The sequence below is a fragment of the Levilactobacillus sp. genome (assembly GCF_022646225.1).
Lineage (GTDB): Bacteria > Bacillota > Bacilli > Lactobacillales > Lactobacillaceae > Levilactobacillus > Levilactobacillus suantsaiihabitans.
This window is the reverse complement of sequence record NZ_JALCJA010000003.1, coordinates 1-22,830: the sequence shown is the minus strand read 5'-3', so window position 1 is coordinate 22,830 and position 22,830 is coordinate 1. Positions and strand designations below refer to the sequence as shown.

Annotated in this window: 19 protein-coding genes and 1 other annotated feature; of the genes, 12 read left to right on the top strand and 7 right to left on the bottom strand. The window is 54.1% G+C overall.

Annotated elements, in window-relative coordinates; all coding sequences use genetic code 11:
- Nucleotides 1–159: 159 nt before the first annotated feature.
- Nucleotides 160–1,884, bottom strand: a complete 1,725-nt coding sequence (locus LKH74_RS05120; protein WP_287708541.1) for an aryl-sulfate sulfotransferase — start codon at nt 1,882–1,884, stop codon at nt 160–162.
- 317 nt (nt 1,885–2,201) lie between these two features.
- Here LKH74_RS05120 and LKH74_RS05115 point away from each other — a divergent pair, with 317 nt between their 5' ends.
- The 4 genes from LKH74_RS05115 to LKH74_RS05100 all read left to right on the top strand — a co-directional run bounded on the left by LKH74_RS05115 (nt 2,202) and on the right by LKH74_RS05100 (nt 5,868).
- Nucleotides 2,202–2,939: a DUF975 family protein gene (locus tag LKH74_RS05115; RefSeq protein WP_287708540.1), complete on the top strand. Its 738-nt coding sequence runs from the start codon at nt 2,202–2,204 to the stop codon at nt 2,937–2,939.
- Nucleotides 2,940–3,646: 707 nt separating this feature from the next.
- Nucleotides 3,647–4,018, top strand: a complete 372-nt coding sequence (locus LKH74_RS05110; protein ID WP_125576482.1) for a GntR family transcriptional regulator — start codon at nt 3,647–3,649, stop codon at nt 4,016–4,018.
- A complete protein-coding gene (locus LKH74_RS05105) occupies nt 4,015–4,908 on the top strand; it encodes an ATP-binding cassette domain-containing protein (protein WP_135368754.1) in 894 nt (297 codons plus the stop codon). Before LKH74_RS05110 ends, LKH74_RS05105 begins: the two co-directional genes overlap by 4 nt.
- Nucleotides 4,909–4,920: 12 nt before the next feature.
- A complete protein-coding gene (locus LKH74_RS05100) occupies nt 4,921–5,868 on the top strand; it encodes an ABC transporter permease (RefSeq protein ID WP_287708539.1) in 948 nt (315 codons plus the stop codon).
- Between the two features lie 244 nt (nt 5,869–6,112).
- On the opposite strand, the gene LKH74_RS05095 is transcribed toward LKH74_RS05100, so the two are convergent.
- Nucleotides 6,113–7,561, bottom strand: coding sequence for a PH domain-containing protein (locus LKH74_RS05095; RefSeq protein WP_287708538.1), 1,449 nt, complete (start codon nt 7,559–7,561; stop codon nt 6,113–6,115).
- Entirely contained in the window at nt 7,548–8,024 is a 477-nt protein-coding gene (locus tag LKH74_RS05090) for a PH domain-containing protein (RefSeq protein WP_287708537.1), read from the bottom strand. The genes LKH74_RS05095 and LKH74_RS05090 overlap by 14 nt, the downstream gene beginning before the upstream one ends.
- A 393-nt stretch (nt 8,025–8,417) precedes the next feature.
- Between LKH74_RS05090 and LKH74_RS05085 the strand changes: the two genes are divergently transcribed.
- Entirely contained in the window at nt 8,418–8,858 is a 441-nt protein-coding gene (locus tag LKH74_RS05085; RefSeq protein ID WP_135368758.1) for a nucleoside 2-deoxyribosyltransferase, read from the top strand.
- A 398-nt stretch (nt 8,859–9,256) separates the two neighbouring features.
- On the top strand, nt 9,257–10,669 hold the full coding sequence (locus tag LKH74_RS05080) for a cytosine permease (RefSeq protein ID WP_287708536.1): 1,413 nt from the start codon (nt 9,257–9,259) through the stop codon (nt 10,667–10,669).
- An 834-nt stretch (nt 10,670–11,503) separates the two neighbouring features.
- On the opposite strand, the gene LKH74_RS05075 is transcribed toward LKH74_RS05080, so the two are convergent.
- Genes LKH74_RS05075 through LKH74_RS05065 form a run of 3 tightly spaced genes read right to left on the bottom strand, consistent with a single transcriptional unit; the run spans nt 11,504 to nt 13,898 of the window.
- On the bottom strand, nt 11,504–12,388 hold the full coding sequence (locus LKH74_RS05075) for a polysaccharide deacetylase family protein (protein WP_135368760.1): 885 nt from the start codon (nt 12,386–12,388) through the stop codon (nt 11,504–11,506).
- On the bottom strand, nt 12,385–12,678 hold the full coding sequence (locus LKH74_RS05070; protein WP_135368761.1) for a hypothetical protein: 294 nt from the start codon (nt 12,676–12,678) through the stop codon (nt 12,385–12,387). Before LKH74_RS05070 ends, LKH74_RS05075 begins: the two co-directional genes overlap by 4 nt.
- Nucleotides 12,679–12,680: 2 nt before the next feature.
- A complete protein-coding gene (locus LKH74_RS05065) occupies nt 12,681–13,898 on the bottom strand; it encodes a glycosyltransferase (RefSeq protein WP_135368762.1) in 1,218 nt (405 codons plus the stop codon).
- A 224-nt stretch (nt 13,899–14,122) separates the two neighbouring features.
- Between LKH74_RS05065 and LKH74_RS05060 the strand changes: the two genes are divergently transcribed.
- The 4 genes from LKH74_RS05060 to LKH74_RS05045 all read left to right on the top strand — a co-directional run bounded on the left by LKH74_RS05060 (nt 14,123) and on the right by LKH74_RS05045 (nt 18,506).
- The gene (locus LKH74_RS05060; RefSeq protein WP_135368763.1) at nt 14,123–14,365 is read left to right on the top strand and encodes a hypothetical protein; all 243 of its coding nucleotides are present in this window, start codon (nt 14,123–14,125) and stop codon (nt 14,363–14,365) included.
- A 91-nt stretch (nt 14,366–14,456) separates the two neighbouring features.
- The gene (locus LKH74_RS05055; RefSeq protein ID WP_135368764.1) at nt 14,457–15,941 is read left to right on the top strand and encodes a helix-turn-helix domain-containing protein; all 1,485 of its coding nucleotides are present in this window, start codon (nt 14,457–14,459) and stop codon (nt 15,939–15,941) included.
- 766 nt (nt 15,942–16,707) lie between these two features.
- Nucleotides 16,708–18,069 carry a DUF2252 domain-containing protein gene (locus LKH74_RS05050; RefSeq protein WP_287708535.1) on the top strand — a complete coding sequence of 454 codons (1,362 nt, stop codon included), beginning with the start codon at nt 16,708–16,710 and terminating at the stop codon, nt 18,067–18,069.
- A gap of 71 nt (nt 18,070–18,140) precedes the next feature.
- Entirely contained in the window at nt 18,141–18,506 is a 366-nt protein-coding gene (locus LKH74_RS05045) for a MarR family winged helix-turn-helix transcriptional regulator (protein ID WP_135368766.1), read from the top strand.
- A gap of 442 nt (nt 18,507–18,948) precedes the next feature.
- On the opposite strand, the gene LKH74_RS05040 is transcribed toward LKH74_RS05045, so the two are convergent.
- Nucleotides 18,949–19,179 (bottom strand): hypothetical protein, encoded by a 231-nt coding sequence (locus LKH74_RS05040; protein ID WP_135368767.1) that lies wholly within the window; start codon nt 19,177–19,179, stop codon nt 18,949–18,951.
- 201 nt (nt 19,180–19,380) lie between these two features.
- Here LKH74_RS05040 and LKH74_RS05035 point away from each other — a divergent pair, with 201 nt between their 5' ends.
- Nucleotides 19,381–20,748 (top strand): Nramp family divalent metal transporter, encoded by a 1,368-nt coding sequence (locus LKH74_RS05035; RefSeq protein ID WP_135368768.1) that lies wholly within the window; start codon nt 19,381–19,383, stop codon nt 20,746–20,748.
- A 99-nt stretch (nt 20,749–20,847) separates the two neighbouring features.
- Nucleotides 20,848–21,046, top strand: a binding site (T-box leader).
- 56 nt (nt 21,047–21,102) lie between these two features.
- Complete coding sequence (gene tyrS / locus LKH74_RS05030) at nt 21,103–22,362, top strand: tyrosine--tRNA ligase (RefSeq protein ID WP_135368769.1); 1,260 nt, start codon at nt 21,103–21,105, stop codon at nt 22,360–22,362.
- The last annotated feature ends 468 nt before the right edge of the window (nt 22,363–22,830 follow it).

Below are 22,830 nucleotides of genomic sequence, written 5' to 3'. Positions count from 1 at the left end.
CCCAGGCTCGTTCGTTTACCTTTACATAGCTGAAACGTGCGCCAAAAGGCAGCCGGTTCCGCTTAAAACGACTAACCAAACAATCCTAACCCAGGATTATTCGGTTAGCCGCCTTAATGCTCGCCGGCTAATCGCCTTTTGGCCCACTCTCATTTTGCTTTATTTCATGGCAGGCTTGATTTCATTTAACTTAACGGTACCGCTACCCGGATACAGTGCCATTCGTTGGGCCCGGTAGCTCCAGTCGCCGTGCTTGAAGTGGGTCCGGTCGACGTCAAAGACGATTTGGTTGGTCTTGCGGTTGACCTCGACGAACTCGCTGCGTTTCCCGTTGCTGGCGTAACCAAAGCCAATCAGCGTGTTGTGGCGACCGACAGCGTAACTACTGCCGACGATGTTGGTGAAGTTGCGTTGGCCCAGGGATTTCCCGAAGCTCCAGGTCTTGGTGACCGTGTACTTCAGTTGGTCGATGGACACGATTTCTCCGGCCGACCATTTCTTGGATTGCTTGGTCTTGCCCCGCGTGACCGGCACGTTGTTGTCATAGAACTCCAGGGCAATCGATTCGCCCTTGTTTTTGCGCTTGTGAATGATGTTGACGGCGTGTTGGCCTCCGCTGTAGCGGAAATGCTTGGTCGTGGGCTGCAGCAGGTAGGCCTGGTAGCGTTGCGGCAGCTTTTCCGGCGCGGCTAAGATCCACTGCAGTTTGGTCGTCTTGTAATTGATGGCAAAGATCATATCCTGATTACGCCCGGAAACGATCAGCTCGTCGCGTTGCGGATCGTAGACCATCGAGTTTTGGTGGAACCAGTCGATCTTCCCGTCGGCCCGGTGCGTCCCGTCGTACTTGGTGTAAGCCGATTTCGGCAAAATACGCTTGAGGTCAATGACCTTGACGATTTTGGCCGTCTTGTAGTCGATCTCAATCATGGTGTCTTCCACGTACTTACTACTACCGTCGTCGACCGTCAAGAGCAGGTTGCGGTTGGGCAGCTGGATGGCGTCGTGGTGAATCACCGTGTTGGTCGCTAACTTGCTGTGGTCCTGGCGCGTCGGAAATTGGCCTTCGAAATTGTACTGGCGGTAAACGCGACCGTAAAAGTCGGTCTCCCGGAGCGCGTTGTATTTGTGCGCGCTAGCCGAAATCTTGGTCAGAATCAACAGGTGGTTGTTGGCCAGGCGTTTGAACACGTGGGAAATGGGGTTGGTGCTATACCAGCGGACCTGACCGCGGGCGTCCAAGCCATACGTGGTGCCCTGACTGGAGACGGCAAACGTCAACCAGTTATTGCCCTTGCCCAGTGCCATCTTCTTAGGATGGCTGGTCTTGAGCGTGTTCTTGCCGATGCCGTGCGGCGCCTTGCCCGTCTTCAGGGTGTAGGTGGCGTAGCTCTTATGGCCATTCTTCTGGGTAAACGTCAGCGTGACCCGATTGGTCCGGTTGGCGTACAGGCCGAGGACCCCAATCGAATGGGCGGTCCGGTAGCCAGCCACGTGTTTGGTCAACGTCGTCTTCGGCGTATCGCCGTGAACGGTCAGCTTGACCTTGGTCGCCGCGGCCGTCTTGACCAAGATCAGCCCAGATAGTGGCGAAGTTTTATAAGGATTGACGATGACCTTGGCGTGCGTGATGCCCGGCTTGACGTGGCGCAGGTCCTCACGGTAGGCTGCGTTAAGCTTGTTGGTGGCCGTCGTGTTCTTGGTCGACACGGCTGGCCGTAAATTGAGCTTGATTTGGTTGGTCGACAGAATGTTTTTCTTGGCATAATGTTGATGGACCAACAAAAGCCGCCGAACGTTGTGCCGCTCATGGTAGGCGGTCGCTCCGCCGCCAATCACTAGCACGACCAGTACGCCCAGCGTAATCTTCCAAAACTTTTTCATGATATGTAAAAACTCCTCAAATATTTTCCGTGTTAATCACGAGTAAATGCTCTTGCCATTTTAGCAATTATTTTATAAAAATTCAACCGGACCCCCGTGTGACGGCTTTTTCCCGGGGCGGCAGGCGGGGGATGAAAACAGTACCACCACCAGAGGCCGCGGATTGCGCGTTTCGATAATCCAGACGAAGGCCTGTTCTTTTAAGGGGCAATGGGTTAAGCGAAGTTAATTGTGCACCACCCTATCGTCAGGGGCCGAAATCTTGTATACTGTTCCTATCAAGATGAGATGGGCGCCGCCTGTCGGGAGGAGTACGTATGGATAAGCAAGATCGGGTGAACTTTAAATTAGGGGCCAAACAACAGGTCTCCAACAATTTTAAATTCTACCTACTACTATCAATTTTATGGATGGCGATGCAGTGGATCGGCGGGAGCATGTATGCCCGTGACCTGAACTGGGCCGAACGCGTCTTAAGCGATGGCAGCGCTACGGTTGGCTGGAATGGCTTCTTCTCGTTTGCTGGGTTGTTCTTTTTGGTGGCCAGCATGTTGCGGATGGGGGTTCGCTTGACCATGATCGACCTGGACCGGGGCAAGATCGAAGCCGACAACCCGATTCAGCGGTCATTTGCGCTCTTTGACAAGGGCCAGTACTTCCTGGGGTGGATCTTCATCAGCATTCTGACGGGGATTTTCGTGGCGCTGTGGTCACTGCTGTTCGTTTTCCCAGGGATCATCAAGGCCTACGCCTATTCGCAAGCCTTCTACATTTACCGAGATGCGGTCGACCGCGGTGAAAAAATGACGGCGTTAGAGGCCATCACGGCATCGCGAAAATTAATGGATGGCAACAAGGCGTTTCTGTTCATCATGGACTTGAGCTTCATCCTCTGGTTCATGGTGGAGGCCATAACGTTCAATATCGCCGGTCTGTTTGTCAATCCGTACTACGACCTCACGCGGGCCAAGTTCTACAACCAACTGGTCGTGCGGCAACAAGACGTTCCGGGCGGCACACGGTTTACAGCGCCTGGCCATGAGTCTGAAAATTAATGACGATCGTGAAAAGACTTGCCGCGGGCAGGTCTTTTTTGGTTAGTGAGGGTGGTTACGTATGGTCAACCTGGCCGCCTACCGTTCGCCAAATATGGGTTGGAACGCTGGGGCGGACGGGTCGATCCAAGAAGCGGTATCGACGCCTCGCTTTGAGCCGAAGTTCGCGTCTCAAAGTGGCCTCGTGGCCGAAACGTGCACCAACAGGCAACTGGTTCCGCTTAACACTGCTAGGCAAATAATCCAAACCCGGGATTATCCGCCTAGCACCGTTAATGCTCGCCAGTTAACCGCCTGTTGGCGCACTCTTTTTAAGCGACTGAACCCATATTTGGCGAACTCTCGGCTACAGAGTCGCTTGCCAATCACAACCGACTTACCCCTCGATAACAGTTAACTTGTCAACTAACGTCTAGTCAACGTAGTGTTAGACGCTACTCCCGCCAGAACCTTGGTGCAAGTTTCAATCATTTGAAGCAGACCAAAGCTCTGGAATGCTTTGTCTCAGACTCAGGGGTGAAATGTGAACGAGCTTGACAGTCATCTAGCCTGGCTACCGCAATTGCGAAGCGTTACAATCGGTCGAATTTGGTTTCGAGTCAAGGCCATTCGTTAAACCAGCAGCGAAAAAAGCTTGCCAAATCGAGTGTACTAGGTATAATAGTACACACAGGACACGTAGCCAAACACCAAGGGGTGAACCAAATATGCAAATGAATGACTCCAGCCTGCCGTACTACGAACAGCTGGTTTGGCGGGTCAAGCAACAGATCGTCCAGGGCATTTTGAAGCCGGGCGACCGGTTGCCGTCGGTCCGCGATATGGCGCGGCAAGAGCAGCTGAACCCCAACACGGTCAGCAAGGCTTACAAGCAATTGGAAACACAACAGGTGATCACCACCGTTCACGGTAAGGGCACGTATGTCCGCGAAACCGCAACGGCGCCGGGAGATTCGGCCCAAGTGGTCGCCAGTAAAAAACAACTTTTAACGTTACTCACGGAGATTCGCTACCTGGGGGTGCCCCTGGACGAGGTCGTGAGTTGGATCAAACAGGCATATGAGGGGGTAGAGCAGTGACCTTACAGGTGAAGCAATTAAGCAAGCAAATCAATAAACACCAAATCATTTCGGACGTGACCTTTAACTGGGCACCGGGCGAAATCATTGGCTTGGTCGGCAGAAACGGCGTCGGTAAGACCACCTTGTTTCGGACGATGGTCAACCATTACGTGGCCGATGCGGGACAGGTGTTGGTGGATGACCACCCCATCCAGCAGGCGCCCACGCGGCAACGCGAGATTTTCTTCTTAGACACGCAGTACAATTTTTTGAGCAATTATAGTTTAAAGGAACTGCCAGATTTCTACAGCCTGGTGTATCCCAAATTCGACCGGCAACGGTACGGCGAGCTGTTACGGCATTTTGACCTGAACGCTGGCGACCAGTACCGGCGGTTATCCAAGGGGATGCGGGCGATGGTCAACATCATTTTGGCGTTGACGTCTAACGCGACGTACCTCATTTTGGACGAACCCTTTGACGGGCTGGACGTGATCGTGCGTGAAAATATCGCGACCATGGTGATTGATGAGGTGGCCGATCAGCGCAAGGGGTTCTTGATCTCCTCGCATGACTTAAACGAGCTGGATGGTCTGAGCGACCGCGTCTTATTGCTTAAGGACAGTCAATTGGCCCACGATTACAATCTGGAAGCCATCCGGGAAACGGCCAAGAAGATTCAGCTGGTCTTGCCGGACAAGACGATTCCGGCGGTGCTCAAGGAACACAGTCACCTGATCCGCGTTTCCGGACGGGTGTTGGTGGTCGTCATCACGGACTACACCGACGCCATCGACCAGCAGTTGCGGGCACTGCATCCCGTCTTGCTGGAAGAATTACCGTTGACACTCGAAGACCTGTTCCGGGCGAACCTGGCGCACGATACAGGCTATCAATTACTCAAGTAGGGGGTAGGGACTTTGCAAAATCAAGTAACGAAATTAATCTGGCGACGACACCGCCGGACGTTTGTGCTGGCGGGGCTCCTTTCTATGCTGGTCGCGGTGGCCAATGACCTGATCACCCTGCACGGATTGAACCGGACGCAGGGACACTATGAATTGGTGAAGGCCAGCATCAATCACTGGGAAGTGTATAATACCAGCAACTTTCCGGCGTATTCCTTTTGGCTGTTGATTGTGGCCTGGCTTCTCGGTCTGGTGTTAATGAATCAGGACCTGACGGATAACTTTAATCAATTCTTATTCAGTAGCGGCTTTTCCCGTCAGCGGGTCTATTGGACCAAGTTGTGGCAGGGCCTCCTGGCAATGCTGGTCATTGTCAGCTTGACGCTAGCCGTGCAGTATGGTATTTTTTGGGTCAGTCTTCCGGCCAGAATCGGGTTTCACCTCGCCTGGCCGGGACTGATTACCTCGTGGGGCTATGGCTTGGCCGGCTCACTGGGGATGTTTGCGATGTGCTGGTTTGCGGCCCTGATCGTGGGGCAGACCGGCGCCTTAGTCGTGACCCTCATTGGGTTCACCCTGTCACTGTCCGGCGTGGCCGCTATCTTTGAACAACTGGATAGCAACGGTGGTCTGGGATGGAACTTAAGCGGTGCCCAAGTGGCTTGGCTATCTGCCGGGTCCTGGGTCGTGGCGGCCCTGATCCTATTCATCTGGGGCGCGTACCTGTATCAGCACCTCTCGCTGGAACACAATGGCGAATATCTGCTGTTCCCAGGTTTGCGCGTGCCCGTTTACATCGTGTTCGTCGTGTACGTGACCGGCGTCAACGGGTTCAACGGGACGGATACGTACAGCACCATCATCAGCTTCTTGGTCTCCGCCGCCTTCGGGTATTTCTGGCTCTGGCGGCCCGGCATCATGGCCAAGTGGCATCGGTGGCGCTCACAACGCGAAGGCTAGAGAGTAAGTCGGCGTAGGGCTCAAACGCACAACGGGTAGTCCACGGATTACCAAGGGGAGTGACCAGTGGCGTTGGGGAACGCTACTGGCAAATGAAAATGGTGTTCCTGACTGTCGAGACAGTTGGGAACACCATTTTTTGTTGAATTTGATTTTAGTAACGTCGCTGAAGCGGGTGTTTGGTTAGGTTGCGGCGGTATTGGCCACCGCAACGACAGTCTCGTCAGCCAGCTGGCGCCTAAGGTCAAGTCCGGTGCAAGTACCAGTCGTAAATGGCGTGGGCCGCGTCGGCGTGGAGGTAGCGCAGCTCGATGGCCTGGTTGTGGTTGCCGTGGCGGATGTTGACCACCAGGTGGGCCAGGTGCGTGCGTTTCATCCAAATTGACCGAGTCAGTTTCATCGACTGAATCTTTTCGGTGGGAATGTAGTACAGTTCTCGTTCCCAGAAGTGGCCGGTCTGTAACGCCAATAGCTGCGGGGATAATCGGGCGCCGGCCGTATTCTTAGCGGCAAAGCGACCCTGTAGCGCAGCAATCGGCAAAAGCAGCAGGCTGATCCAGCCCCAACTGGGCCACAGCCACCACAACAGGGCGATGGGCACCGCGACGACCAGCATGGTATTGCGAATTTGATACCAACTGCGGGCGACGTGCAGGGCGGACAAGTCCGGTTGGTGGTCCGGTAGCCACTGAATGAACGGCTGCATGGTGTCGTAGACGATGGCGCTGTCGATCACCGGCATCACGACCAGGTCGTTGTCGTCGTCATCGCTAGCGGCTTTGGAGGCCACGAGAACTTGCACGGTTTGGAGTCGCAGCCATTGCCGGAGGATATTTTGCTTGATGCGGACCCCCTGTAAGCGGTCGAGCGGCGCCGTGACCGTGTTGCGTTGGAACAATCCCTTGGCCGTGACCAGTTGGTGGCCGGCACGGGACAGTTCGAAATGGTAGTAGCGCGTCAGGGTCCACAGAAAGGCGCCCAGCCAGGCAATCAGGATGATAACGATGGCCCCGCCAATCAACAAGGTCAGTCCCAAGTGACTGGCGTCGTTGACCAACGCGTCGGTCACGTTGCGGGGAACCTTGTTGTATAGCCCTAATAGGACCAACAGAAACGGAATGAAGATCAGCGAGGTCAGACCGAATTTGACCAGGTCCCGGTAATTAATTTGATAATACGCAGCCGGGGTGTCGGTGACGGCCGCTGGTGCGGTGGTGGGGGTTGCGTCGTCGGTCGTCGGGTCTGGTGCGGACGTTGCCGCCGGGGCCTGCCGGTAGTGGTTGATCTGTTGAGCCACCGTGATGGGGACCGCGGCCAATCGGGCTTCCGGGGCGCTGTCGCTGTGACTGGCCGTTTCGATCAGGACCTCTTCTAGCTTAAACGGGCGCAGGTAGAACCATTGCTTAGATTGGACCGTTTGGATGCGGGCGTAGGGGATGTGCTCGTGGTGCCGCACGAAGACGCCGGAGTGGACCACCACCGCATCGGGCGCGACCACGTAGGTCAACGTCAGCCATTTGGCGAGCGGCCAGACGAAGAAGGCGATGATTAAAATAATCATAATGCCCCAGAACCAAATCGAAGTGTGATCGTGATTGGTGAACACCAGAATCAGTAAAAACCAGTAGTCCTTGATGGATTTGGCGATGTGTTGGAGCAGGCCCAATGGATGTGTACGTTTAGGCTTGGTCATGGCGCGCCTCCTGCGCCAACCGCATGATTTGTTCACGGAGGCGCTCAGCTTCGGGGAGTTCTAGCCCTTCGATGTCGTGGCTAGTGGATGCGGTCGCAATCGAGACCTTGGTCAATTTTTGCCACTGCAGCAACGGGCCGGCGTTTAACGTGACGTTTTGCACCCGGGCAATCGGGATGGCGACGCGTTTTTGGAAAATGAAGCCGGCTTGCATTTCCACCGCCAGGTCCGTGATGTGGTAGCGGGTGAACCGGTAGCGGTATGGGATCAGGGCGGCTTCGATGAGCGGCTCGATGACCGTGAGAATCAGGGCAAAGACGGTGATCCAAATGGACCAATCCCAGTAATGGTGCGTCAGCCAGAGCAAGCCGCTGATGACCAGCAGGGCGACCAGGCTGCCCAGGGCGCTAATGCCCCAGATGCGCTTAATGCGGGGTGGTAATTGATGGTTGGTTGATGGCATGAAATGACTCCTCCCTTGAGTGGTAGTCTAAGTGTAGCAGGCCGGTGAATCATTGACAATGGTTGGGTGAAAACAGTTAGGTACTTAACCAAAATCGGCGTCAACGGTTAGTCCCATCAGACGAAAAAGTCTGTCAGCGGTTACGGTCCGGACCAGTAGGGTGTCAAACGTTTAACCTGACGCAGCGTGGTCAAAATGAGGATTGACGCAACCTGGTGGACCCCGTATAATAGCTAACAACAACCAAATCGTCCTTTTAATTTAGTCCCGTGAGGCTAACAAAGGTCCGGTAGTCACTTAATTTTAATGTGCGCTAGCGGCCTGACTCCTTGCGGGATCCGGCCGCTTTTTTCATGGCCGACGGTTGTAAAGAAAAGTAGGAGGAGTTTTTTCATGGCACAAATTTACGTCGCAAGTCCATTCTTCAGTCCCGAACAGGTCGACCGGGTCAAACGCCTGGAGGCCGCCTTAGAGGCCAACCCCACGGTCAAAGATTTCTACTCCCCGCGGTTGCACCAAGACGCCGCCAACGAGCAGTTTACCAAGCCGTGGGCCACGGAGATCTTCCACCGCGACATGGACCAAATCGCGGCCGCAGACGTCATCGTGACGGTCATCGACTTTGAGGCCAAGAACCTGGATTCGGGGACCGCTTACGAACTGGGCGTGGCCACGATGAGCCACAAGCCCATCCTGGCCTTACAAGAAAAGGACGAGGCGGTCAACCTGATGATCACCGAAAGCCTGCACTGGTACACCAAGGCGGTCGACGACTTCAAGACGTATGACTTCAACACCTTGCCAAAGGGCGAGTTCGTCGGCGAAATCCTGTAAGCTGGCCACTCGGAGTTGCTTGCAGCCATGGGGGAGCCTGCGTCAGCCAGGGTTCCGCCTGCTATGGGGGACACCTCCAGCCGGAGAAGCGGGCTTCCGGTTCGCTTTGAAGCCTTACTAAACCCGTAAGTCTTCAAAGTCGCCCCGCGCTGTAGGCTGAGAAAGAACCTCAGCCAACACCGCCGACACAGCTGGCTCCACCCTGGCTGACTCCGGCAGGTTAACATGAATCAGCAACACCATGTTGGCTAGAAGCCAGTTGCCTGTTGGCGCGCGTTTCGGCCGCGAGACGTTGAGCCCTGTGACTCAATCCGCCGCCCATAACCGGCGGAACCCCTGGCAGCCGCAGGCAACTGGTTTGTACAACAAATAAGTGAATAAAGGAAAGGTGAGGAACCGTGGCTCAAGAGGTTAAAACAGCCGCAACGACGCACGCCACGCCCGCATTTGGGCGCGTGGAGTCGATTCCCATGGCGCATCGGCGGATGTCCAACTGGGATTTGTTTGCGACTTGGATTGGTGCAAATGCCAATAACGGAACGTGGTACATCGGTGGGGTCATTGCGGCCTGTGGCTTTGTCACAGCGTCCACGACCCTGGTGATTGTCGGCCTGATCTCCTATGCATTGCTGGCGGTGGCCAGTTACATGGGGTATCGCACCGGCGTACCAGCCATGGCGCTCACTCGCGCTTCATTTGGCCTGCGGGGGAGTTTTATCCCGTCCGCAATCAACGTGATTCAATTTATCGGCTGGGCGGCCGTCAACACCTTTATCGCCGCCACGTCGATTAGCTATATCTTCGGCGAACTGTTTGGGTGGCCGCTGTATGGCAAGCCCGGCGGCACGTTTGGTTTGATCGTCGGCATTTTGATTATGAGTGTCTTGCATTTATTGAGCATCTCACTGGGCGAAAAATCCGTCCGCTTGATCGAACGCATCGGCATCATTTTGGTGGTCGTTTTCGTCTTATGGGAATCCGTCGTGGTCTTTCAAACGGTCTCCTTTCACGAAATTTTGGCGTGGCGGGCACCGGCCAACTTACGGATGTCCTCCGGGGTGGCGGCCGACACGTTAGCGGCCTTCAACTTAGCCTGGGTCACCGCGGCTTCGGACTTCAGTCGCTTCACGGCGAAAAAGTCGGCGGCGACCACGGCGTCATTTCTCGGTGCCAACTTCGGGTTATTCTGGTTCGCCTTCATTGGCCTGTTCGCCACGATTGGCACGGCGGTGTCGCTGAACCATTTCGACCCCAATAACTCGGATCCCAGCACGGTCGCAGCAAAATTGGGCCTGGGCGTGATTGCCTTACTGGTCATCGTCTTGACCAGCACCACGGCCAACGCGGTCAACCTGATGTCTGCTGGGTCGGCGCTGACCAACATGACCCACCGGTTGTCGTTAAACGTCAGTCTGTGGATCGTCACGATCACGGCGACGTTAGTGACGTTCATCCCGGTCTATTTGGCCAGCTTCCTGGACGTTTTTGAAACATTCTTGGATGGCATCGGCATGTTTCTGGGACCGGAAATTGCCATCTTCTTGGTCGATTACTTCTTCTTGAAGGGCAAGCAGTATCGCCTGCCGGAATTGACCAAGGTGCGCGGCGCCTACTGGTACAGCCACGGCATCAACTGGGTCGCCGTGGCCAGCTGGGTGCTGGGCGTGGTCGCATACTGGGGCTTGAAACAAGTCGCGGTGATTGCCACCACGGTCGGTGCCACCTTCATTGCGATGGTGATTACCGCCGTCATCTACTGGATCGGCATGCGCGTCACGCGTGAAAAAACCGTCGCCCCCGCAGTCAAATAGCATTCGCGCACGCACGGTTAGTCGGTGGTGAAAGGCCAGCCGTGGCGATGCACCCCAAAATAAAAGCTCTCTCGTCAGTCCTTTGCTGACGAGGGAGCTTTTGGTTTACAATTTGAAGGTTGAAAGGCGAAAACCAACTGGAATTATTGGTATCATGCAACTCATGACGTCAAAAATAGTCGTTTCCAGCCTCGTAATACGAACTGGCCGCCTACCGTTCGCCAAATATGGGTTGGAACGCTGGGGCGGACGGGCCGAGCCAAAGGACGGTCTCGACACCTCGCTTTGAGCCGAAGCTCGCGTCTCAAAGACGCCAGTTGTCTAAGCGGCATGAACCGCGCCACTAAGACAACTCCCACGGCTGAACCCATATTTGACGAACTCTCGGCTAAGGTAGTGCATGCCAGAAATGGTCGTCTTAACCCCAGATAGTAGCTACATTGACGACTACTCATTAATTAATACAGTGTCACTGATAGCCGTCAACCTTGCCGGAGGCAGCCAGGGTGGAGCCAGCTGTGTCGGCGGTGTTGGCTGAGGTCCTTTCTCAGCCTACAGCGCGGGACGACTTGAGAGACTGGTGATTTTTGCCAGGCTTTCAAGCGAGGCGGAAGACCGCCCCTCAGGCTGGAGCCGTTCCCCAGAGCAGGTGGAACCCTGGCTGACGCAGGCGCCTGGTTTATACAACCTCACATCTTCACAACCCCCAAAAAGAGCCTGGAAAGAAAAACTTCCCAGGCTCTTTGCGTCGCCTTTATATAGCTGAAACGTGCGCCAACAGGCAACTGGTTCCGCTTAACACTGCTAGGCAGTTAACCGCCTGTTGGCCCACTCTTACTTAAGCCAGTTGCGGATGGACGGCCAGCTCTCGTGGTTGACGATGAGCCGGGGCGTCTCGTTTAGGTTGGTGTCAGACGTCACGATCCCCGAATCCAACGTGGCGACCCAGTTTAAGTCTTGTTGGGCCAGAAAGTTGTTGATTTGAGCGGTGCCGCCCCCATAAGGGTAGGCGAACGACGTGGCGGTGACGCCAGTGTGGTCCTTCAACTCCTGGACTGACTTGGCAAAATCACGTTGGAATTTGCCGTAGTAGTGGGGTTGTAGGAAAACCGGTTGCATTTTAGCGGTTAAGTGGTGCAGGTTGTGGGTGTGGAGCCCCAGGGTCATCAATTCGCCGGCGTCATCTTGCGCGGCCTTGATTTCCTTCCAGGTGGCCATTTGACTGCCTTCACGGTACATGCCGGTGTTGCCGGTGATGATAAAGGTCGTGAAGGGGAAGTTGTAGTGGCGCATCACGGGGATGGCGTTGTCGATGACGCTGCGGTCGATGTCGTCAAAGGTTAAGACGACGTATTTGCCGGTGATGGGGCGGTGGGACTGCACCATGCGCGTCATGGTCGTTGCCGAGATGACGTTGACGTGGTGTTTTTTCAAGAAAGCCATTTGTGCGGCAAACTCATCGGCGGGCACGTTGAACTCGTGGAGCTGTGAGTTGTTGGATAGGGTCTGGGCGATTTCCGTGGGTACGGAATGCTTGAGGACCCGGTGGTAACAAAAGACCATGATGCCGTTTTTCATGTGCTTAAAACGAGCGGGTAGGGCGTAACTTTCTTCGGTCTGGTGTTGCTTGCTGGCTTGGCGTTGGTAGGTCCAGCCGAGGCTAAAGACCAACGTCAAGACCAGGGCAATCAACAGGCCCTGACGAGTGCGGCGTTTCATGCGTGGTCCTCCTTTGTCAGGTGGGCCCACCGTAAACCGCCATAGATCGGTACGATGAGCAGTAACACGCCAATCAGCATCAAAATGGCATTATTGGCGTGGGGCTGCAGGTTGAGCAACAGGTAAAGACTGACCAAGCCGTCGCTGTACCAGCCGAGACTGAAGCTAATGTTGGCAAAGACGACCAGCGCGATGAACAGCCACAGGGCGATTAAAATCACGGCCCGACAGATGCGACTGGCGCGACTCGTTTGGTGACGCACGATTGGATCAAATTTTGGATTTTTCACGGTTATAACCCCCGATCTGGACTCCGCCAGGTCCCTTTACGTTGCGGACTGACGAAGTAAGAAGCGATAGCGGACAAGCAGCTGACCAAGTTGATCATCCAGTAGTACAGCACATAGATGGGCACCAAGAGTAGTTCGGGACCCGCTAAACGCGCCGTTACTTGCGAGGACACGAAGCCCACCGTAAATTGGATGCCACTCAGGCACAACAAGATGACCAAGAGGTTGCCGTCTAAGGACAAGCCGTGTAAATACAAGAGCTTGATCGTGTAGGCCAGGATGCTCAGCGCCGTGGAAATGGCCCAGAGATTGCTGACGACGGTCTCGAGTAACAAGAACCGTTGGCCCCACGGATTGCGGTAAAAGCCGCGCCAATTGGTGACCAGCACTTCCAGACCGCCCCGTGACCAGCGTTGGCGTTGCTTGATCAAGCCGCGCAGGCGTTCTGGAACCAGAATCCAGCAAATGGCCCGCGGTTCATAGGCCACGCGCCAATGATGACGGTACATCCGCCAGGTGATGTCGATGTCTTCGGTCATGACGGCCGGATTCCAACCGCCGACCTGCTCCAAGGCTTCGCGACGAAAGGCCACGATGACCCCGGAGACGGTGGTGATGGAGCCAGTCAAATAGGCCTGGGCCTTCTTGATCAGGTCGATCACCCCAATGTACTCCAGCAATTGGAGGCGACCTAACAGGTTAGAACGGTTTCGGACCACGGGTTTTCCCGTGACGGCACCGACATCCGGTTGCGACGTTAAAGTCGTGACCAGTTGATTAACGGCGTCGGGGGCCAACAGGCTATCGGCGTCGATGCCGACGATGTAGTCGCCCTGAGCCGCCTTGAGTCCCTGATTCAAGGCGTTAGCTTTCCCCTGGTTCGTGGGCAGGGCCACGATGGTCATTGACACGTTGGGCCAGGTGGCTTTTAACCGGTTCATGATGGCCAGCGTGTCGTCCGTACTGCAGTCGTCGATCAGCACCAGTTCGTATCGTTCATAGTTTAAACTGGCTAAAGACCGGACGGCAGCGTCGAGTGTGTCCGCTTCATTGTGGGCGGGAACCAAGATCGACACAAACGGTTGGGTTTGCGCATCAAGGAGGGTCCGCGGTTGTCGGCGTCGATAAAAACTTGAAAACAGACAGCCCGTGATCCAAATGATGGACACGAAGATTGGATACCCGACCACAAAGGCGGTATTGAGATTGTTAAACCACATAACTTTGTATTCTCCCCCAGAAATTCACTTCACATTATTAATTAGCGGCTATCAGCATACCACAGCCAAGCAAAGAATGGAAAGGCTAAAATGAAAAATGACGAAATCGTAATCTTTAATAATAATATTAATGAAAACGTCATTTACTTGAGCGGCCGGTAGCGCTGGTTGACAGCCGCCGTGGTAAAATATAGAAGAAAAGTAAAACTGAAAGGGTGATCGAAATGATGCAACAGATGCCAATCCTGCCCCTGGTCCAACGGCTGACGGAAGGCGAAAGTGTGACGTTGTCGACGGATAAGGGTGAAGACGTTCGGGTATCGCCGGAGGTCGTTGATGGTCAGTTGACGGGCAACTTTGTCAGCACCAGTCTCCCGGGCGTTCGCTATGACGATCCCCGGATTATTTTAAAGGAAACACTAGCTAAATTTGATGAACAGGGCGTTACCATTGACAGCATTGATTAGCTGAACCCCTGATTGCCCCTGAACCGGCGACAACCGCCGCGGCTCAGGGGTTTTCGGTATACTCAGGGGGGAATTACAGGGGGAGAGAGCAGTGAAGATTGATTTTGCGATGTTAACGGCCAAGGACCTGTTGAAGATCCAGCTGTTGACGTATATTCGTGACCAGGACGGGGAGTTTAGCCTCACGGATTTCGCGACCATGGCGGACGTGAGCTATTCGCGGGCCTATCACGTTTTATTGAATTTGCGCAGTGATCTGTTGGTGCGCGACCAGCAGACGGTTTTGACGAAAGACTTACTAACTACCCGCGTGACGATGGACGAGTACCGCCATTGGCTGTACCGCCAGAGCGTGCCGTATCTGGCCATGCGAGCGACGTTGACCGGGGAATATCGACAAGCCAGTGATTTTTGTGCGGCTCATGAAATCAGTTTGTCAACCTTTAACCGGCGGATGCGGCCGATGAAACACGAACTGGCCCAGTACAACCTACAACTGGTGGCGAGCCCGTTAAGCTTAGCGGGTAACGAAACATTGATTCAGTTGCTGTATTTTATGTTGTTCACCACCACGCTGACGCCATTGACCGAGCTACCGGCGATTCCACCGGAGCTAGCGGCCTTACACCAGGGCTTGTGCCAGACCTACACGCAATCCGGCCTGTACCAGGATGCGGCGAGTCTCCAGCAACGGCGTGACTTGATGATCACGCTGGCGCTGTTGCGATTGTCCCAAGGCCACCGCTACCCGGCATTGCGCTTGCCGCTGGCCCACCTGACCGACCTCCGTGAACTGGCCGGCCAATTTCAAACGTGTCTGGGTGACACGCCCCAGCAAGCCCTGACGGAGTTGGCGACGCTGGATTATTTGCTGACGAGTTCGCCATACTTTGTACGCGCCCTGCAGCCTAAGGCCATGGCTCGGTTGTATCGGGGACTGCGGCATCGCAACGGCCGCTATCAGCTGGCGCCGGGGGTGACCGAATTGGCCGACTTTGCGCGGGGGGATGACTGGTTTGCCAACTGGCTGTTCTCCCTGTGCCAATTCATGTTGTTGTTCCGGGTGGACCCGCTATTGCGGCCAGAAATTACGGCACTGTATCAGCCGACGCCGTCCTCGTCCGCGGCGGCCCTCATCATGGCGAAAAATATGGGGCTGCTGTACCCGCAACAGGTCGGCAAGATGGATCTGCGGATGGTGCAAAAGTATTTGAGCAAATACACGAACGGCTTGACGTTGACGTCGGCCAAGGTCGAAATTCTGGTGACCTATGACATGATTGGCGTGACCACGGATATCTTCAACCGCCTGTTGAGCGGCATCGTTCACCTGAGCCTGTTGACGGACCAAACGACCATCGACCCACAGCATCGTGACAACTATATCGTGGTGTACGGCGTCGATCCCCGGGCGGCGGCGTTTGCCCAGCGCGAACAGATCGAGGCTTTTCACTGGGTCAAGGAGTTGCCCTACGGCGAGAACCTGGACCGACTGATTCGCAAGCTGCGGCATCACGAGATGTCCCTGTTTGCGTTGGACTTCAACAACCACAGTCATCCGGAAGCGGAGGATTAGGGGGTTGGCTGGCGGACGAACTTTCAGCTAGAATCATCGTCACCATGCGACTTCTGACGTTAAAAATAGTCGTTTTCAGCCTCACAATCCGAACTGGTCGCCTACCGTTCGCCAAATATGGGTTGGAACGCTGGGGCGGACGGGTCGAGCCAAAAGACGGTCTCGACACCTCGCTTTGAGCCGAAAAACACGTCTCAAAGACGCCAGTTCCCTAAGCGGCATGAATCGTGCCGCTAAGGGAACTCCCACGGCTGAACCCATATTTGGCGAACTCTCGGCTAAGTTAGTGCTTGCCAGTAACAGGCGTCTTAAACCCAGGTAGTCGCTGCATTGACGGCTAGTCTTTCATTAACACAGTGTTGCTGATAGCTGTCAACCTTGCCGGAGGCAGTCAGGGTGGAGCCAGCTGTGTCGGCGGGGTTGGCTGAGGTTTTTTCTCAGCCTACAGCGCGGGACGACTTGAGAGACTGGCGGTCTTGGCCAGGCTTTCAAGCGAACCGGAAGACCGCTTCTCAGGCTGGAGGTGTTCCCCAGAGCAGGCGGAACCCTGGCTGACGTAGGCGCCTGGTTTCGCCAATTTTAGGTGTCAGAACACCAATCAGCACGTTAATTTTTCAACCTTCAATCATTAAAATAAACAAACGAGTCCGGGCGTCTGTGGCCGTGGCTCGTTTTCGTGTCATGGCCAGATTTTCTCTGACGCCGGCGCCCAAACGACCGGTGAGTGCGGTAGAATAGGAGTTAATGAAAGACGGGAGGTGGCGTGATGACGCCAGCAGCATTTAGTACCGGGCGGGTACAAGTCAATAAAACTATTGCGGAGCTCCGGCGCATGGGCAAGGCGGCACGGACGCAAGTGCCGTTTGCCGCGCTGGGGAGCTATACCCCGACGAACCGCGACAGTAATCAGATGATGGACCGGATTCGCCAATTGTTGATTCCGGAGCTGTTGCCGGAACGGACGCAACGGATGGGCGCATCGGCGTTTGCCTTTTTCCGGGGAACGGCCGAATTGATGGAAGCCGACCTGCGCGCACAACCAGACTCGACGATTGCCACGTTTATTTGCGGGGATGCCCACATTGGTAATTTTGGGTTTTACGCATCGCCAGAACGGCGGCTGTTGTTTGACCTCAACGATTTTGATGAAGCGGGTATCAATCCCTGGGAATGGGATTTGAAACGACTGATGGTCAGTGTCCTCTTGGCGGCCCAGGCCAACGGGTTCAAGGATAAGAAAATCAAGCAACTTTTGCCGTTGGTGGCCACGACGTATCGTAAGAGCATCAAGCACATGTTTGAACAGACCACGCTCAGCCGGTTTTACCCGATGAACGAAGTGGAAAAGTTGGTCCAAGCCAGTGCGCTGGATGAGGACAGCTCCAAGCTGTTGACGTCCATCATGGGACGGGCTAGCAAGCGCGACTCCGAGCAAGTCGTGCGTAAATTTACCACGCTGGATGTCCGCGGCAACCTGTGCTTCCGGGAAAATGCGCCGCGAACGACCCACGTGGATGATGACGTGACCAGTCACATTGCCGCCTACTTCGCGGCCTATCGGCAAACACTGCGGCCCGACGTGAACCTCTTGTTGTCGCAGTATCACATCACGGATGTGGTCTGGCACAGTGTCGGCGTCGGTAGCTTTGGCTCGCGGTGTTACTTGGTCTTGTTGACCAGCATCGACGGCTCCCACCTGGTCTTACAGGTCAAAGAAGCCTTACCTACGCGGCAACAGGGCAGTCAACAGGCCACGCACATCACGGTCGCCTTGGAAAAAACGGAAGGTCAACGCATCGTGGATTGTCAAAAGATTTTACAGTCGGCCTCGGACCCATTTTTGGGCTACTTCGCCGGCACCGAACAGAGCTTCTACGTGCGCCAGTTCCGGGACATGAAGGAATCCATCGACCTGACACAACTGGACTGGGACCAATTTCAAACGTACGCCAACACCTGTGCCTGGACGTTGGCGATTGCCCACTGCCAAAGCCCAACGGCGGCCATGATTCGCGGCTACCTGGGCAACGGCAAGCAGTTTGACGAGGCAATGAGTGACTTTGCCTGGGCCTATGCCGACCAGGTTCAGCACGATTACCAGGCCTTCGTCGACTACCGCCTGGCTTAGCGGTGTGCCACAGAAATGTGGTTCGTGATATAATGTAAGCGGATACATTTGGGAATGGGAGTGTGAAGCGGATGCCAGATCAGAAACAGTTACAGAAGTTGACCCAGATTTATACGTTGGTGACGCAGTGTTACAATCAGCCCTTGCCGGAGCTGGCCATTAATCTGCCGCAGTGCCAGCTGATGACCTACGTTGCGGCGGAGCAAATGACGGTCGCCCAGGTCGCCCACAAGCTGAATTTCTCCGCGACGCGCACGTCCAATCTGGTGGTCGATCTGTGCAAACGCGGGTACCTGAAGCAACAGGTCGCGGACCACGACCGCCGGCGCCGCTACCTGGGGCTGACGCAATTGGGAACGGAAAAAATGGCGCTGATCCAGCAACAACTGCCCACCATTTTACAGGACACGCTGCGCACCTTGCGCGACCAGAGTTAACTTACATAGCAACAACTAAGCGCCTGGGAAGGCTGTCTTCCCAGGCGCTCAGTATTTTGGTTGAAGTTAAAAGGATGATTGGTCGGCGCTGTATCGCTGAGATGAGGCTTGCCAATAGTGTGGCAACCAATGGTACTAGCTGAGTTACGTAGCTTGATGACAGTCACCGGTAAAAGGACTGGTAGCAATCCGAGGGCATTAAAACAGGGTTGCTAACAATAGCTACCGTAGCCGAGAGCCTGCCAAATATGGGCTCAGCCGTGGGAGTTCCCTTAGCAGCGGTCTTTGCTGGTTAGGGAACTGGCGTCTTTGAGACGCGGGTTTCGGCTCAAAGCGAGATTGAGACCGTTTTATGGCTCAATCGGTCCGCCCGCCGCGTTCCAGCCCATATTTGGCAGGCGGTAAGGCGACCAGTCCACCCCGTATTACTCACAACAGTGGTTTAAACGCCGTGCTTGCGGGAGGGCTGGCGACTGGCGGCGTGGCGCCGTGACCAGCCATCGGCGACGACCCCTGCCACTACCAGGGTCACCAAGCCACCGGCACCCAGCGCCCCCAACCCGATGGCTGTGGGGGTGAGCTGCCACGCAATCAAGGCGGCGAGTCCGGCCAGAACCAGGATGGCGATGAACAGCGGCGCTAATATTTCAAAAAATACTTTGAGATTTGACATGTTTGCTCCACTTTCTGAAAAAAAGAATTTCCCATCATTATCCAACAAGAACCGTGAAAACACAAGAAAATTTGGTATTTTTGGGGTTATTTATTTAATGGGTAATATAAAATAAAAGTTAGGAACCATTAAAAAATGCTTGATAATCCCCGCGTAGTCAGTATAATGATTGCATAACATTGAGATAGGGGAGTGGAAAACATGACAGACAACGTTTCAACGAAGTCGCCTTTGGTCGGCAGCGCAAACGGACCGTCATTGCAAGAAATTAATGGATCAGTCAAGATTCCTAAGGAAAAGGGGTTCTTGAAGAACCTATTGGCCTTTTCGGGACCGGGGGCGTTAGTGGCCGTGGGTTACATGGATCCGGGGAACTGGGTCACGTCGATTGGTGGGGGTGCGCAGTACGGGTACCTGTTGATGTCTGTGATCTTGATTTCGAGTTTGATTGCGATGTTGCTCCAGTACATGGCAGCTAAACTGGGGATTGTGACGCAAATGGATTTGGCCCAAGCCACGCGGGCGCATACCACCAAACGCATCGGTGCCATTTTGTGGGTCGTCACGGAATTGGCCATCATGGCCACGGACATCGCCGAAGTGATTGGGGGCGCGATTGCCCTGCAACTGCTGTTCGGTGTGCCACTGATCTTAGGGGTCTCCTTGACCGTGTTCGACGTTTTATTACTATTGTTATTAACCAAGCTGGGTTTCCGAAAAATCGAAGCCATCGTGGTGTGCCTGATTGCGGTCATCCTGGTGGTCTTTGCCTACGAAGTGGTGATTGCTCAACCTAATATGGGTGCGGCCGTAGCCAACTTTATACCTAAGCCAGAAATCATGCATCCAGGACAATTGACCATGGCGCTGGGAATCGTCGGCGCAACCGTGATGCCGCACAACCTGTATTTGCATTCGTCGATTTCACAAACACGGAAATTTGACCGTGAAGACCCGGCTGAAATGGCGCGGGCCGTGAAGTTCACCACCTGGGACTCCAACATTCAGTTGTTTGGCGCCTTTGTCATCAACTGCCTGTTACTGTTGTTGGGAGCAGCGATGTTCTTCGGCAAGGGGACGGACCAACTGGGAACGTTCGGCAACCTGTACGCGGCGTTGCAAGACAACCATTTGGCCGGCGCCGTGGCGTCACCGTTATTGTCAACGCTATTTGCGGTCGCCCTGTTAGCCTCCGGGCAAAATTCGACGATTACCGGGACCTTGACTGGACAAGTTATTATGGAAGGTTTCATTAATATGAAGATTCCGTTGTGGGTCCGGCGCCTGGTGACCCGGCTGATTTCTGTGTTGCCCGTGATTGCGGCAACTATCTTCTTCGGTGGGAGCGAACGGGCTTTGGACAGTCTGCTGGTCAACTCACAGGTCTTCTTGTCCATCGCGCTGCCATTTTCCATGATTCCTCTGACAATTTTCACCTCATCCAAGAAAATCATGGGTGAACAGTGGGTCAACAAACGCTGGGTAACCGTGTCAGCCTGGGTCTGCACGATTGTCCTGACGCTGTTGAACGTGCAGATTGTCTGGACGACACTGACGGACTTGTTCTAAGATTAATCGGTAAGATGGAAAGTGTGACCAAATTTAAAATTTACGCGCAGCCAAGCCGGCGTCTATTGACTTTTCGCCTCCGGGTCGGTATCATCAAGGACATAAGCTAAGAAACAGTCCAGTAGTGATGGCGGCTCCGGTTAAGAGATTTGACGGTGCTGGGAGTCAAAGCGCCCGTGGTCACGAATTACGCTGTGGAGCGGCCGAGCTTTTCGGCGGGTCATTCCGTTAACGATGACGAGCGGTTGTCAATCGACAACAACTTGGGTGGTAACGCGGATTTTAATTCGTCCCTGATGGCAGAACGCCATTGGGGGCTTTTTTGTAGTGATGGTAATTTTAGGAGGAAAAGATATGTCGATTATTGATGAACTGAAGTGGCGTGGCGCCATTAACCAACAGACTGACGAATCCGGCTTGGGTGACTTGGTCAACGAAAAAGCAGTCGGCCTGTACGCTGGGATTGACCCCACAGGGGATTCCATGCACATCGGTCACTTGATTCCCTTCATGATTTTGAAACGATTCCAGCTGGCGGGACACCGGCCGTACATCGTCATTGGGGGCGCAACGGGGTCCATTGGTGATCCTTCTGGTAAAAAGGCGGAACGGGTCTTACAAACGATGGACCAGGTTCACCACAACGAAGTTTGCTTGACTAAGCAAATGGAACACCTCTTCGGTCAAGACGGCTCCTTCAAGATCGTTAACAACTATCAATGGTTATCCAAGATTTCCTTATTGGACTTCTTGCGGGACTACGGGAAGCTGTTCAACGTCAACAACATGTTGAACAAGGAAGTCGTCGCTTCACGGTTGGAAGTCGGAATCTCATACACGGAATTCACTTACCAAATCCTGCAATCAATCGATTTCCTTCATTTGTACCAAGCAGAAGATGTGCAATTACAAATTGGGGGTGCCGACCAATGGGGTAACATCACGGCCGGCATTGACCTGATCCACAAGCAAGAAGGCGCCGACGCCAAGGCATACGGCCTGACGATTCCGTTACTGTTAAAGGCGGACGGAACTAAATTTGGGAAGTCCGAAGGCGGCAACATCTGGTTGGACCCAGAAAAGACCTCACCATATGAGTTCTACCAATTCTGGATCAACACGGATGACCGCGACGTCATCAAGTTCTTGAAGTACTTCACCTTCCTGGATCAAGATGAAATCAAGGAACTCGAGGAAGCTGTGGCGACCCATCCAGAAAAGCGCTTGGCGCAAACGCGTCTGGCCGAAGAAGTCACTGAGTTCGTTCACGGTAAAGAAGCCGTGGTCGAAGCCCAACACATCACGAAGGCTTTGTTCTCTGGGGATGTTGCCGACTTGACGGCCAGTGAAATCGAACAAGGCTTCAAGAAGATGCCATCTGTGACGGTGAACGCTGACCAAAAGAACATCGTTGAATGGTTGGTCGACGACACGAAGATTGAATCTTCACGGCGGCAAGCACGAGAAGACCTGACCAACGGGGCCATCCGCATCAACGGCGAAAAGGTCACGGCCACGGATATTGACATTGATCCAACCAGTGCCTTCGATGGTAAGTTTGTCATCGTCCGGCGCGGGAAAAAGCGGTACTTCTTAGTCCGCGTTGCCGGTTAATTTAGAAATTTGCGAAGCACGAACACGTCACGAGCGCGTTCGTGCTTTTTTACTGCTGAAATAAAAACGAACGGTTGCGGCAATAAAATTAGGAAACACACGGCCGTCAGGTAACTATCTTGCGTGTTTTCAGGGGTAAGATATGCCTTTGAAAAAAGGTTGATTTATTTTCAGATTTTAGTTGACGGTAGGGGTTGCGGTTGGTATAGTTATACATGTTGTCACGGCGATTCACCAACTAGACCAATTCGATGAGTTGAAAATAGTTGTTGACAAAGATGATAACAAAATGTTATATTAATTGAGTTGTCGCTTCTTGATAACACATCAACGAGAAACGCTGTTAAATCAAACTTCTTGTTGACATCACATCGGTTAAATGATATGATGATTAAGTTGTCTGTTAGAGCAGATAACTTGGTAGACCTTTGAAAACTGAACATTGTTTCGACAAACCAAATATGTGTA